Genomic DNA, 12,245 nt, shown 5'->3' with positions numbered 1-12,245 from the left:
CCTGACAGAAAGGCACCTCCATGGCCACCGAAGAGACCCTCGTCCTCGTCAAGCCCGACGGCGTCGCCCGCGGCCTCACCGGCGCGATCCTCGCCCGCATCGAGGCGAAGGGCTACTCGCTCGTCGACCTCAAGCTCGTCGAGCCCAGCCGCGACCTGCTCGCCCGTCATTACGCCGAGCACGAGGGCAAGCCCTTCTACGAGCCCCTCCTGGAGTTCATGCTCTCCGGCCCGGTGGTCGCCATCCGCGTGGCCGGCAACCGCGTGATCGAGGGCTTCCGCTCGCTCGCCGGCACCACCGACCCGACGACCGCCGCGCCCGGCACCATCCGCGGCGACCTCGGTCGCGACTGGGGCGTCGCCGTGCAGCAGAACCTCGTGCACGGCTCCGACAGCCCGGAGTCCGCAGCGCGCGAGCTCGAGATCTGGTTCTGACACTCAGCGAGCGCAGCGAGCCGCTTCCGGTCGTTGAGCGAGCGAAGCGAGTCGAAAACGAAGCGAGCCGCCCCGGGAACGTTCCCGGGGCGGCTCGCCGCATCTCGGCTCGCTCGATGACCGGGAGGCGCTCGCTCGCTCGGTGCTAGAAGAGCATTCCGAGCACATCCAGCCGCAGCTGCGCGAGCACCGCGATGATCGCGTAGCTCACTACCGCGAACACCGGCAGCCAGCCCATGAGGGTGTCCGCGGCGCGTCGGGCCCCCGCGGGCAGCGGGATCGCCCCGATCCGGATCGAATGGAGCAGCACGGCATAGAACGACGGGATGACCACCGACCACGTCACCATGCACCAGGGGCAGAGCGTTCCGATGATGAAGATGCTCTGGAAGATGAGCCAGCACACGAAGGCGAACCCGCAGGCCATGCCGAGGGTGAACAGGGCCCAGAACCAGCGGGCGAAGCGTGCTCCGGCGAGCACGGCCATGCCGACCACGATGGGGGCGATCCACGCCCCCAGGCCGATGATCGGGTTGGGGAAGCCGAAGACGGCGCCCTGCCAGGAGTCGAGGTTCTTCGCGCACTGCACGAGCGGGTTGAAGTCGCAGCCGAGCGCCGCGCCCGGGTTCTGCAGCAGGTGGAACTTCTCCACCGTGAGCGAGAACGCCGCCCACCAGCCGACGACGCCAGCGAGGACGAGCCAGATGGCCAGAGCGGTGGGGCGCGTGCGAGTCTCGGGCATGCCCGGATTATCGCATCGCGGCCTGAGCCGACCGCCGCGCCCGGCGCCGCCGCGACCCCGAGCGTCACCTGGGTGCGGGTGAACGGCCGGTAGTGAGATAATGGTCGCGACGTGAATCCCGGCGCGACCGGGGAGGCGTCGGACGATGAAGACTTCGGGGCGACGACTGCCCCGCGCGACCAGAGCGATGTGCCGGTCGCATGCCGATGGAGTTCGCGGCCGCGCAACGCGGGGCCGCACGAGATTCTCGGGCGGATTTCCGCCCCGCAGGGAGAACGCCAGCGATGGCTGAAGTGAACAACGACACAGACGGAACCTTCGACGTGAACGGAGGCGCCGCAGACGCCGCCGAGCCCACGAGCGACCAGACGAGCGACGCGCCCCTCGAGAGCGTCGAGGCCGCTCCCCAGGAGCAGCCCGCCGACGAGCAGCCGACGGATGGCGGCGCGTCCGCTCCCCAGGAGCAGATCGCGGATGGCGATGCGTCGGCTCCTCAGGAGCAGCCGGCCGCCGAGGAGGCGCCGGCCGAGCAGGCGGCCCAGGAGGCGCCCGCTGAGCAGGGTCCTGTCGAGCAGGCGCCGGCGGGGGAGGCTTCCACCGAGCAGCAGCCCGCCGAGCAGCAGCCCGCCGAGCAGCAGCCCGCGGAGCAGGGGACCGCCGCCGAGGATGCTCCCCTCAGCGAGCAGACCGCAGTGGAGGAGGCTTCCGTCGAGGAGACCCCCGCCGAGGAGGTCTCCGCGACCGAGCAGCAGCCCACGGCGGAGCAGGCTCAGCCCGAGCCCGAGCCCGAGCCCGAGCCTGAGCCCGAGCCCGTGACGGCCGTGAGCCTCGGCCTGCTGCCCGCCGAGTTCGTCTCGCGCGTGACGACCGACCTGCATTTCTACGCGCCGCAGGTCGCGCCGCTGCCCGCTCTTCCCGAGCCGGAGCCGGAGGACTCGTCCAACGGTCGCTCGTCGTCCTCGCGCCGGCGTCGCCGTCGCAGTGGGCCGGAGGAGCCCGCGGAGCCCGTGGAGGAGCCGCGTCGTCGCCAGCGCGTCGTCGAGGTCATCACCGAGCCGCAGCGCATCAAGGGCTCTACGCGCCTGGAGGCGAAGAAGCAGCGTCGTCGTGACGGCCGCGAGGCCGGGCGCCGTCGCCCCGTGGTGACCGAGGCGGAGTTCCTCGCGCGCCGCGAGGCCGTCGACCGGCAGATGATCGTCCGATCGAAGAACGGCCGCATCCAGCTCGCCGTCCTCGAGGACAACGTGCTCGTCGAGCACTACGTCGCCCGCAACCAGGACGCGTCGCTCATCGGCAACGTGTACCTCGGTCGCGTGCAGAACGTCCTTCCCAGCATGGAGGCGGCGTTCGTCGACATCGGGCGCGGCCGCAACGCCGTGCTGTACTCCGGCGAGGTCGACTGGGACGCCGTGGAGACCGGCAACCAGCCGCGCCGCATCGAGCTCGCGCTCAAGCAGGGCGACCGCGTCCTCGTGCAGGTCACGAAGGACCCGGTCGGCCACAAGGGCGCGCGTCTCACGAGCCAGATCTCGCTTCCCGGCCGCTACCTCGTGTACGTGCCCGGCGGAGCCATGAACGGCATCTCGCGGAAGCTCCCCGACACCGAGCGCGCGCGCCTGAAGAAGATCCTGAAGGAGGTGCTCCCCGAGTCGTCGGGCGTCATCGTGCGCACCGCGGCCGAGGGCGCCACCGAGGACCAGCTGACGCGCGATGTGAACCGCCTCACCTCGCAGTGGGCGCACATCAACGAGCTCGTGCAGAAGGGCAGCGCTCCCGCGCTCCTGCACAGCGAGCCCGACCTGCTGGTGAAGATCATCCGCGACGTCTTCAACGAGGACTTCACGAAGCTCCTCATCCAGGGCGCCGAGGCGCAGCGCACGATCGTCGACTACCTCACGGGCGTCGCGCCCGACCTGCTCGACCGCGTCGAGCACTACGAGGGCGATGGCGACCCCTTCGACGACTTCCGCATCACCGAGCAGATCGAGAAGGCGCTCGACCGCAAGGTCTGGCTGCCTTCGGGCGGCTCGCTCGTGATCGACCGCACCGAGGCGATGACCGTCGTCGACGTCAACACGGGCAAGTTCGTCGGCTCGGGCGGCAACCTCGAGGAGACGGTCACGAAGAACAACCTCGAGGCCGCCGAGGAGATCGTCCGTCAGCTGCGGCTGCGCGACATCGGCGGGATCATCGTCGTGGATTTCATCGACATGGTGCTCGAGTCGAACCGCGACCTCGTCCTCCGACGGCTCATCGAGTGCCTGAGCCGCGACCGGACCAAGCACCAGGTCGCCGAGGTGACGTCGCTCGGCCTCGTGCAGATGACCCGCAAGAAGCTCGGCCTCGGCCTGCTCGAGACCTTCAGCGAGCCCTGTGAGGTCTGCGCCGGCCGCGGTGTCATCGTCCACCACGACCCGGTGGTGAAGCACCGCTCGAGCAGCAGCGGCTCCACCGGATCGAACGGCTCCAACGGCGGCTCCAACGGGCGTCGCTCGCGCGGCGGCCAGGCTCCCGCCAGCTCGCCGGTGGCGCAGCAGGCGTCGACGGCTGCGCACGTCATCACGGATGGTGTGAAGTCGGCTCTCGCGCAGATCGCCGCGTCGACGATCGCGAAGCCCGAGCACGCCGAGCACGAGGAGCACGTTCCCGCCGAGGGCGCCGCAGAGCTGCCCTCGCTGGGCATCGAGCTGCCGGAGGGACCACGCGGGGGAGCGCAGAGCGAGGAGCGGGAGCGCCCGCGCCGGCCGCGCAAGAAGCGTCAGGTCGAGAAGCCCGCATCGGTCGCCCCGGCGTCGGAGGCCGCGCAGCTGCTCGACTCCGTGCTGGAGGCGCTTCCGGAGCCGAAGGCGCCGGGCCAGGGCCGCGCGCGTCGTCGCGTGACCACGGCGGCGCTCCTCGGCACCGCGGTCGACGTCAAGCGCAACCCCGAAGGGGAGTGAGCGGGCGCGCTCGAGACCTCAGCGACGGTCTCGAGCGCGCACCCGCAGGCCCGAGGCGATGAGCGCGCGCGTGAGCTCATGCGCCGACACCGCCACCGCTCCGGCGGCCACGAGGCGCGGCAGCGCGTCCTCCGGGACGTCGTAGTGGTCGAGGTCGAAGGCTCGACGGGGGATGGCGTTGGCCGAGGCGAACGCGTGCAGCTCCGCGAGGCTCTCGTCACTCACCAGGTGGGCCCAGAGGCGTCCGTGTGCGGGCCAGAGGGCCTGATCGACGAGAACGGTCATGGCCATCCAGCCTACGGACATCCGCCCTCAACGCGCCGGTTCGGCCGCTTTTGGCGGACCGGCCTCGATGGGGTAAAGTATTCCTTTGGTGCGTCCCCTGTCGCGCGCTCTCCCACTGGCGGCGCGACGAAAGTCTTGCCCGAGACGCACCTCGCACATCCCGTGCGATACGCAAGCGAAGTCTTCCCGTGAGATTCGGAAGCCGCACGGCTTCCCCAATGAAACAGGTATGAACGTGGTCTACGCAGTTGTTCGCGCCGGTGGTCGGCAGGAGAAGGTCGAGGTCGGGACCATCGTGACCCTCGACCGGCTCAAGGCTGCTGAGGGTGAGACGATCGAGCTGCCCGCCGTCCTCTTCGTCGACGGCGACGCCGTGACGACCGACGCCGCCAAGCTGGCCGAGGTCAAGGTCACCGCCGAGGTGCTCAACGACCTCCGCGGCCCGAAGATCGTCATCCAGAAGTACAAGAACAAGACCGGCTACAAGAAGCGCCAGGGCCACCGTCAGGACCTCACGCGCGTCAAGATCACCGGCATCAAGTAAGCGGAAGAGGCTCCAGAGATGGCACATAAGAAGGGCGCAAGCTCCACTCGCAACGGCCGCGACTCGAACGCGCAGCGCCTCGGCGTCAAGCGCTTCGGCGGCCAGACCGTCAACGCCGGCGAGATCCTCGTCCGCCAGCGCGGAACGCACTTCCACCCGGGCGCCAACGTCGGCCGCGGTGGCGACGACACGCTGTTCGCCCTCGCTTCGGGCGCCGTGGAGTTCGGCACCAAGGGCGGCCGCAAGGTCGTCAACATCGTCGCGGGCGAGTAATCACCTCGAGACGCATATGCATCTGGACGGGGCGGGCTTCGGCCCGCCCCGTTCTCTTTTACCCCCGGCTCGCACCGGGATCTCCGAGAGGCTGGAACCGACATGGTCACGTTCGTCGATGAGGTGACGCTGCACCTGCGCGCGGGCAAGGGCGGGAACGGCTGCGTGTCGGTGCACCGCGAGAAGTTCAAGCCGCTCGGTGGTCCGGACGGCGGCAACGGCGGAGACGGCGGCGACATCGTGCTCGTCGCCGACCCGCAGACGACGACGCTGCTGAGCTACCACCACTCGCCCCACCGCTCGGCCGGCAACGGCGGGTTCGGGATGGGCGACCACCGCTCGGGCGCACAGGGCGAGGACCTCGAGCTGCCCGTGCCCGTCGGCACCGTCGTGAAGGCGCCGGACGGCGAGGTGCTGGTCGACCTCATCGAGCCCGGCATGCGCTTCATCGCCGCGCCCGGTGGCCGCGGTGGCCTGGGCAACGCCGCCCTCGCCTCGCCCAAGCGCAAGGCTCCCGGCTTCGCGCTGCTCGGCACGCCCGGCTGGGAGGGCGACGTCGTCCTCGAGCTGAAGACCGTCGCCGATGTCGCGCTGGTCGGGTTCCCGTCGGCCGGCAAGTCCAGCCTCATCGCGGCGATCTCCGCCGCCCGCCCGAAGATCGCGGACTACCCCTTCACCACGCTCCACCCGAACCTCGGTGTCGTGCAGGCCGGCGACATCCGCTATACCGTCGCCGACGTTCCCGGCCTCATCGAGGGCGCGAGCGAGGGGCGCGGCCTCGGCCTCGAGTTCCTCCGTCACGTCGAGCGCTGCACCGCGCTCGTCCACGTCCTGGACTGCGCCACCCTCGAGCCCGGTCGCGACCCGCTCAGCGACCTCGAGACCATCCGCCACGAACTCGCCAACTACCCGGTCGCGGATGGCCAGGTGCCGCTTCTCGAGCGCCCGCAGATCGTCGTGCTGAACAAGGTGGACGTCCCCGAGGCCCACGAGCTCGCCGAGTTCGTCCGGCCTGATCTGGAGGCGCTGGGCTACCGCGTCTTCGAGATCTCGACCGTCGCGCGCCGCGGGCTGCGCGAGCTCACCTTCGCGCTCGGGGAGATCATCGACGAGCACCGCAGGAACGCTCCCGTCGAGCCGCCCCGCGAGCGCGTGGTCATCCGCCCCAAGGGCGCGGAGAAGGATTTCACCGTGCGCGTCGATGGTGGCACGTACGGCAACGTCTACCACGTGCTCGGCGAGAAGCCGCTGCGGTGGGTGCAGCAGACGGACTTCCAGAACGAGGAGGCGGTGGGCTTCCTCGCCGACCGCCTGGAGAAGCTGGGCGTCGAGAACGAGCTGTTCCGCCTCGGCGCGGTGGCGGGCTCGACGGTCGTCATCGGCGAGGACGGCATCGTCTTCGACTGGGAGCCCACGATCGCCTCGGCAGCGGAGCTCGTGCAGGCCCCCCGCGGTCTCGATGCGCGTCTGGACCCGAACCACCGTCGTACGACCTCGGAGCGCCGCGAGAAGTACTACGCCCGTCAGGACGCCCGCACCGCCGAGCGCGCCTTCGAGGAGGAGCGCCGCCTGGCCCGTCGAGACGAGGACGACGCGGAATGACCCTGCGGGAGCGGAGCGAACTGCCCGCCGCGCGGCGGATCGTCGTCAAGGTCGGCTCGTCGTCGATCAGCGGCGAGGCCGCCTGGCGGATCCCCGTGCTCGTCGAGGCCCTCGCGGCCGCGCACGCGCGCGGCGTCGAGGTGCTGCTGGTGTCGTCCGGCGCGATCGCCACCGGGATGCCGTTCCTCGACCTCGAGTCGCGGCCGCACGACCTCGCCACGCAGCAGGCCGCGGCGGCGGTCGGCCAGAACGTCCTCGTGTACCGGTACCAGGAGGCGCTGGCGCCCTTCAAGATCGTCGCGGGCCAGGTGCTCCTCACCGCGCACGACATGGAGGATCCCACGCACCGCAGCAATGCGCGGCGTGCGATCGAGCGCCTGCTCGGACTCGGCATCCTGCCGATCGTCAACGAGAACGACACCGTCGCCACGCACGAGATCCGCTTCGGCGACAACGACCGCCTCGCGGCGCTCGTCGCGCGCCTCGTCGGCGCCGATGCGCTGGTGCTGCTGAGCGACATCACGGCGCTCTACACTCGCCCGCCCGGAGAGCCCGGCGCCGAGCCGATCGCCGTGATCGAGGCCGACGACGACCTGTCGGCGTACGCCTTCGGGTCGAAGGTCGTCAACAGCGTCGGCACCGGCGGTGCGGCGACGAAGGCCTCCGCCGCGCGGCTGGCCTCGTCGGCGGGCATCGGCGTGCTCGTCACGAGTGCCGACCAGGTCGCCGAAGCGCTCTCGGGAGCCGCCATCGGAACCTGGTTCTCGCCATCCGACCACCGCCCGGCGCTGACGGGACCGCTCGCTACACTGGGCGGATGACCACAGACGCCCTGCTCGCTTCCGACACCGCGGTGGACGCTCCCGAGGATCGCCTGCGTCGCGCGAAGGAGGCCTCGCGCGCCGTCGCGCGGCTGACGAGCGACGAGAAGCGCGCCGCGCTGCACGCGATCGCGGACGCCCTCGTGGTGCATCGCGACCGCATCGTCGCCGCGAACGCCGACGACCTGCGTCGCGGCGAGGAGCAGGGAATCGGTGCGTCGCTGCTCGATCGTCTGCGTCTGGATGCCGCCCGCATCGAGGCCCTCGCGTCCGCCGTGCGCCAGGTCGCCGCCCTGCCCGACCCGGTCGGGCAGCTCGTGCGCGGTCAGCGGATGTACAACGGCGTGATGCTCGAGCAGCGCCGGGTGCCGTTCGGCGTCGTGGGCGTCATCTACGAGGCGCGCCCGAACGTCACGGTCGACATCGCCGCTCTCGCCCTGCAGTCGGGCAACGCGGTCGTCCTCCGCGGCGGCAGCGCGGCGCGCTCGTCGAACGAGGTGCTCGTGGACGTCATGCGCGCCGCGCTCGACGCGCAGGGCGTTCCCGCCGACGCCGTGCAGACCGTCGACGACTTCGGGCGCGAGGGTGCGCGCGCGCTCATGCGGGCTCGCGGCCTCGTCGACGTGCTGGTGCCGCGGGGGAGTGCGAGCCTCATCGAGACCGTCGTCACGGAGTCGATCGTGCCCGTCATCGAGACCGGCGCCGGCAACGTGCATGTGGTGCTCGACGCGAGCGCCCCCGACGACTGGGCGCGCGACATCGTCGTGAATGCCAAGGTGCAGCGGCCGTCGGTGTGCAACGCGGCCGAGACCGTGCTCGTCGTCCGCTCGGCCGCCGAGCGTCTGGTGCCCGCCGTCGTCGCGGCGCTCCAGCGCGAGGGGGTCACCGTCCACGGCGACGAGACCGTGACGTCGCTGGCGTCCGACGTGGTCCCCGCGACCGAGGAGGACTGGGAGACCGAGTACCTCAGCCTCGACATCGCCATGCGCGTGGTCGACTCGCTCGACGAAGCCATCGCGCACATCCGCCGCTACAGCACCGGCCACACGGAGTCGATCGTGACGGCCGACGTGCGCAACGCCGAGCGGTTTCTCGACGAGGTCGATTCCGCGGCCGTGTTCGCGAATGCGTCCACGCGCTTCACGGATGGCTCGGAGTTCGGCTTCGGCGCGGAGGTGGGCATCTCCACACAGAAGCTGCATGCGCGCGGACCGATGGGTCTTCCCGAGCTGACCAGCACCAAATGGATCGGGCGTGGCTCCGGTCAGGTGCGGGGCTGACGGTAAGCTGGAACGGTTCGCCCGCCCCGAGAACGGAAGCTCACATGGACCTCGCCACCGCGATTACGACCCTCGCCGCTGAATCCGAGCACCACGGCAACGTCGCTCTCGAGACCGTCCACTATGGCCTCGTGGCGTTCGGCGTCTTCGGCGTGCTCGCGCTGATCATGGCGTCGTACCGCAACGTCGCCAACCGCCACATCGGCGCCGACGGACACGCGTCGAGCCAGGCAGACGGCGCAGGCCACTAGGTCTCGGACGGTGACGACCTCGAGGCGCGCTCCGCGGATCGGCGTGATGGGCGGGACGTTCGATCCCATCCACCATGGCCACCTGGTGGCGGCGAGCGAGGTCGCGACCTCGTTCGATCTCGACGAGGTCGTCTTCGTGCCCACGGGGCAGCCGTGGCAGAAGGAGAACGTGTCCGCCGCGCAGGCGCGCTATGAGATGACGGTCATCGCCACCGCCTCGAATCCGCGCTTCACGGTCAGCCGCGTGGACATCGATCGCGGCGGGCTGACGTACACGGTCGACACGCTGCGAGATCTGCAGGCGGAGCGACCGGACGCGGAGCTGTTCTTCATCTCCGGGGCGGACGCCGTGGCGCAGATTCTCAGCTGGCGGGACCATCATGAACTGTGGGAGCTCGCCCACTTCGTCGCCGTCTCGCGTCCCGGTCATGTGCTGAGCACAGACGGACTGCCCGGAGGTGTCGTGAGCAGTCTCGAGATCCCCGCGCTGGCGATCTCCTCCACCGATTGCCGCCACCGCGTGAGCCGCGATCTTCCCGTCTGGTACCTCGTGCCGGATGGCGTGGTGCAGTACATCGCGAAGCATCATCTGTATCGGAGCAAGTCATGAGCACATCAGACGGTCGTCCGCTCACACGACGTCAGCTGCGTGAGCTGCGCCAGACCGGACAGCACCCGATCATCCCCGCTGACGACGTCGCCGCGTCCCCGGAGGAGGACGACGAGAGCGAGCATGAGGTCGTCGCCCCCGACGCTCCGGAGCGCGACGATGACGTGACCGAGGTCGAGGAGGCCGACGAGCCGACGGACCCCGAGGCGGAGACCGACCCGACCGCCGTCGAGAAGCCCGTTCCCGCGGAGACGACCGATCCGCACTCGGCCGACGACGGCCATCCGCGCCTCACGCGTCGTCAGCTGCGTGAACAGGAGCGGCTGCGCACCGACGGCCTCACGACCATCCCGGCGGCCGACGTCGACGACGAGGAGCCGATCGAGGCGACCATCGTCACCGACGAGGTGCCCCAGCCGGTCGAGCCGATCGACGCACAGGACGAGCCGCAGGCGCCGGCCGAGATTGAGGAATCGCCGGCGCTCCTGCGCGAAGCCGAGGGTCCCCGGGCGACACTTCGACCCGGCTTCGGGGAGAACATGACGATCGACGACGTGACGCACTCGCCGTCGTCGTTCGACGAGCTCCTCACCTACCCGCACGAGACCAGTGGGTCGAGCTCGGCGCCGAGCACGCTCATCCTCGACGAGATCCCGGCGACCGCCGCGCTCAGCGCGCCGATCACCGCCACCGGCGAGCTGCTCATCACGAGCTCGCACAAGCTGCCCGAGGGCTTCGGCTCCAGCGGGGCAGCACGAGGCACGACCGACGGCCGCGAGGTCGACGCCGTGCTCCTCGACGGAGAGCTCCCGCTCTCGTCGTCGCCGACGCCGATCGCCGCCAGCAGTGCGGTGTCGACGTCCAAGAGCCCGGGAGAGGTCATCCGGCCTCCCATTCCCGAGAAGAATCAGAAGCTCGTGCTGACGCTCGGCATCACCGCTGCGGGCCTCGGCATCGTCGTGGTCGGTGCGGTCGTCATCGCATGGACCACAGGAGTATTCGGATAATGGCAACACAGTCGTCCATCGACATGCTGCAGATCGCCGCAGCCGCGGCCGATGGCAAGGGCGCAGAGGATCAGGTGGCGCTCGACGTCTCCGAGCCGCTGCCGCTCGTGGACATCTTCCTCATGGCGACGGGGCGCAGCGAGCGCAACGTCGCCGCCATCGCCGACGAAATCGAGGAGAAGCTCCTCGAAGCCGGTCACAAGTGCCTGCGCCGTGAAGGCCGAGCGGAGGCGCGCTGGATCCTGCTCGACTTCGGCGACCTCGTCGCGCACGTCTTCCACCAGGAGGAGCGGTCGTTCTACGCGCTCGAGCGCCTGTGGAAGGACTGCCCGGTCGTTCCGATCGATCTTCCCGCGACGCGCCCGGCGGAGTGAGCGGATTTCACCGCTCCCACACGGTCGTGTAAGCTAAAGGAGTTGTCCGGGGCTTCTACCGGACAGCATCTGGGCCTGTGGCGCAGCTGGTAGCGCACCTGCATGGCATGCAGGGGGTCAGGGGTTCGAGTCCCCTCAGGTCCACCAAGAACCCCCGCTTCGGCGGGGGTTTTTCCATTTCCCGGGCTTTCTGCGCGATCCTGAAAGCTGTCACGGGATCGCGATGATCAGGACCTCGGCCGTCGCCGTCGCGGGGTTGGTGAAGCGAGGATCGGCCAGGACCATGTGCTGGTGCACCACCCCGAGTGAGAGCAGCTGAGGCCGGTACTGCGGCACGTCACCGCAGAAGGTCAGTCGGCAGTCGGGTGCGGCGATGCGCAGGATCTCATCACGCGCGGCATCCGCCGATCCGTCCATCGAGAAGGGACTGTCGCGAAGGCAGATGTTCTGGATGGTGTGGTCCGGGATGATGGAGGTGAGTGGACGGGGCGGACCCAGCACCATGCCCGTGGTGAAGTCCTCGAATCCGAGATAGTCGGTCTCATGCTCGCCGGAGATGTTGATGCTCCGGCCCGGCAGCGGATTCACGGGCGTGCCGAAGTGATTCACGCGGCCTCCGGAACCGGGAGCCGAGAACCCGGATGTCGGACAGAGCGAGTGATCGTGCGGCGCGCCGAGCACGGTCGACGCCACCAACTCGTCCGTCGCAACGGACTGATTCTCGAAGACCTCCATCTCCTCATCGAGCGCCTTGATCGTGCCCTTTCCGACGATGCGATTCGGAACGACCTCTCCGGGTGCCAGGATGCCCCGCTCATCCTTGAAATCGAACACGGCCTGCGAGGTCTGATCACCGAACACCCCGTCGATGACGAGGAACACCTGGCCATCGCTGAGCAGGCTCAGCGCGATCTGGATGCAGGCCACGTGGGAGCCGTCCGCGCCCTGGAAGATGTGGGCGGCGTCGTCGACAAGACACGCGTCCAAGCGCGGATCCGGGGGATCGGTGAACAGACGGGATGTGAGTCCCATGGGAATCATCCTCCTTGCCGACAGCCGTCGGCTCTCGTGGGTGTCGAAAAG

General features: G+C 69.8%; 14 protein-coding genes and 1 tRNA gene. 12 read left to right on the top strand and 3 right to left on the bottom strand.

What is annotated here, in order from left to right; translation table 11 throughout:
- The first annotated feature begins 20 nt into the window (after window positions 1-20).
- On the top strand, window positions 21-434 hold the full coding sequence (gene ndk, locus QWJ90_RS00655) for a nucleoside-diphosphate kinase (RefSeq protein WP_156241081.1): 414 nt from the start codon (window positions 21-23) through the stop codon (window positions 432-434).
- 145 nt (window positions 435-579) lie between these two features.
- Here the strand turns inward: ndk and QWJ90_RS00650 are convergent, their stop codons facing one another.
- On the bottom strand, window positions 580-1,176 hold the full coding sequence (locus QWJ90_RS00650) for a vitamin K epoxide reductase family protein (RefSeq protein WP_290105657.1): 597 nt from the start codon (window positions 1,174-1,176) through the stop codon (window positions 580-582).
- Window positions 1,177-1,460: 284 nt separating this feature from the next.
- Here QWJ90_RS00650 and QWJ90_RS00645 point away from each other — a divergent pair, with 284 nt between their 5' ends.
- On the top strand, window positions 1,461-4,115 hold the full coding sequence (locus tag QWJ90_RS00645; RefSeq protein WP_290105655.1) for an Rne/Rng family ribonuclease: 2,655 nt from the start codon (window positions 1,461-1,463) through the stop codon (window positions 4,113-4,115).
- Between the two features lie 18 nt (window positions 4,116-4,133).
- Here the strand turns inward: QWJ90_RS00645 and QWJ90_RS00640 are convergent, their stop codons facing one another.
- Window positions 4,134-4,400, bottom strand: coding sequence for a DUF4031 domain-containing protein (locus QWJ90_RS00640; protein WP_156241083.1), 267 nt, complete (start codon window positions 4,398-4,400; stop codon window positions 4,134-4,136).
- A gap of 235 nt (window positions 4,401-4,635) precedes the next feature.
- Between QWJ90_RS00640 and rplU the strand changes: the two genes are divergently transcribed.
- From rplU to QWJ90_RS00590, 10 genes are all read left to right on the top strand, one after another.
- Window positions 4,636-4,944 carry a 50S ribosomal protein L21 gene (gene rplU / locus QWJ90_RS00635; protein WP_156243281.1) on the top strand — a complete coding sequence of 103 codons (309 nt, stop codon included), beginning with the start codon at window positions 4,636-4,638 and terminating at the stop codon, window positions 4,942-4,944.
- Window positions 4,945-4,962: 18 nt separating this feature from the next.
- Complete coding sequence (rpmA, locus tag QWJ90_RS00630; protein ID WP_156241084.1) at window positions 4,963-5,217, top strand: 50S ribosomal protein L27; 255 nt, start codon at window positions 4,963-4,965, stop codon at window positions 5,215-5,217.
- A 102-nt stretch (window positions 5,218-5,319) separates the two neighbouring features.
- A complete protein-coding gene (obgE, locus tag QWJ90_RS00625) occupies window positions 5,320-6,819 on the top strand; it encodes a GTPase ObgE (protein WP_290105653.1) in 1,500 nt (499 codons plus the stop codon).
- A complete protein-coding gene (gene proB / locus QWJ90_RS00620; RefSeq protein WP_290105652.1) occupies window positions 6,816-7,640 on the top strand; it encodes a glutamate 5-kinase in 825 nt (274 codons plus the stop codon). The genes obgE and proB overlap by 4 nt, the downstream gene beginning before the upstream one ends.
- Window positions 7,637-8,920, top strand: a complete 1,284-nt coding sequence (locus QWJ90_RS00615) for a glutamate-5-semialdehyde dehydrogenase (protein WP_290105650.1) — start codon at window positions 7,637-7,639, stop codon at window positions 8,918-8,920. The genes proB and QWJ90_RS00615 overlap by 4 nt, the downstream gene beginning before the upstream one ends.
- A gap of 44 nt (window positions 8,921-8,964) precedes the next feature.
- Window positions 8,965-9,171, top strand: a complete 207-nt coding sequence (locus QWJ90_RS00610; RefSeq protein ID WP_290105648.1) for a hypothetical protein — start codon at window positions 8,965-8,967, stop codon at window positions 9,169-9,171.
- Between the two features lie 10 nt (window positions 9,172-9,181).
- A complete protein-coding gene (gene nadD, locus QWJ90_RS00605; protein ID WP_290105647.1) occupies window positions 9,182-9,781 on the top strand; it encodes a nicotinate-nucleotide adenylyltransferase in 600 nt (199 codons plus the stop codon).
- Window positions 9,778-10,788 (top strand): hypothetical protein, encoded by a 1,011-nt coding sequence (locus QWJ90_RS00600; protein ID WP_290105646.1) that lies wholly within the window; start codon window positions 9,778-9,780, stop codon window positions 10,786-10,788. The genes nadD and QWJ90_RS00600 overlap by 4 nt, the downstream gene beginning before the upstream one ends.
- A complete protein-coding gene (gene rsfS / locus QWJ90_RS00595; protein ID WP_436836668.1) occupies window positions 10,788-11,162 on the top strand; it encodes a ribosome silencing factor in 375 nt (124 codons plus the stop codon). Before QWJ90_RS00600 ends, rsfS begins: the two co-directional genes overlap by 1 nt.
- A 71-nt stretch (window positions 11,163-11,233) precedes the next feature.
- A tRNA-Ala gene (locus tag QWJ90_RS00590) sits at window positions 11,234-11,309 on the top strand.
- A 63-nt stretch (window positions 11,310-11,372) separates the two neighbouring features.
- Here the strand turns inward: QWJ90_RS00590 and QWJ90_RS00585 are convergent.
- Entirely contained in the window at window positions 11,373-12,194 is an 822-nt protein-coding gene (locus tag QWJ90_RS00585; RefSeq protein WP_290105644.1) for a peptidoglycan-binding domain-containing protein, read from the bottom strand.
- Window positions 12,195-12,245 lie beyond the last annotated feature (51 nt).

Origin of the sequence: Microbacterium oryzae (genome assembly GCF_030406385.1) — a bacterium.
Classification (GTDB): domain Bacteria; phylum Actinomycetota; class Actinomycetes; order Actinomycetales; family Microbacteriaceae; genus Microbacterium; species Microbacterium oryzae_A.
This window is presented reverse-complemented; position numbering and strand designations above follow the sequence as displayed.

Bases quoted from the DNA above. Each gene is read 5' to 3' on its own strand.
- ndk (WP_156241081.1), top strand. From the start codon at position 21: ATGGCCACCGAAGAGACCCTCGTCCTCGTCAAGCCCGACGGCGTCGCC.
- QWJ90_RS00650 (WP_290105657.1), bottom strand. From the start codon at position 1,176: ATGCCCGAGACTCGCACGCGCCCCACCGCTCTGGCCATCTGGCTCGTC.
- QWJ90_RS00645 (WP_290105655.1), top strand. From the start codon at position 1,461: ATGGCTGAAGTGAACAACGACACAGACGGAACCTTCGACGTGAACGGA.
- QWJ90_RS00640 (WP_156241083.1), bottom strand. From the start codon at position 4,400: ATGACCGTTCTCGTCGATCAGGCCCTCTGGCCCGCACACGGACGCCTC.
- rpmA (WP_156241084.1), top strand. From the start codon at position 4,963: ATGGCACATAAGAAGGGCGCAAGCTCCACTCGCAACGGCCGCGACTCG.
- obgE (WP_290105653.1), top strand. From the start codon at position 5,320: ATGGTCACGTTCGTCGATGAGGTGACGCTGCACCTGCGCGCGGGCAAG.
- proB (WP_290105652.1), top strand. From the start codon at position 6,816: ATGACCCTGCGGGAGCGGAGCGAACTGCCCGCCGCGCGGCGGATCGTC.
- QWJ90_RS00615 (WP_290105650.1), top strand. From the start codon at position 7,637: ATGACCACAGACGCCCTGCTCGCTTCCGACACCGCGGTGGACGCTCCC.
- QWJ90_RS00610 (WP_290105648.1), top strand. From the start codon at position 8,965: ATGGACCTCGCCACCGCGATTACGACCCTCGCCGCTGAATCCGAGCAC.
- QWJ90_RS00600 (WP_290105646.1), top strand. From the start codon at position 9,778: ATGAGCACATCAGACGGTCGTCCGCTCACACGACGTCAGCTGCGTGAG.
- rsfS (WP_436836668.1), top strand. From the start codon at position 10,788: ATGGCAACACAGTCGTCCATCGACATGCTGCAGATCGCCGCAGCCGCG.
- QWJ90_RS00585 (WP_290105644.1), bottom strand. From the start codon at position 12,194: ATGGGACTCACATCCCGTCTGTTCACCGATCCCCCGGATCCGCGCTTG.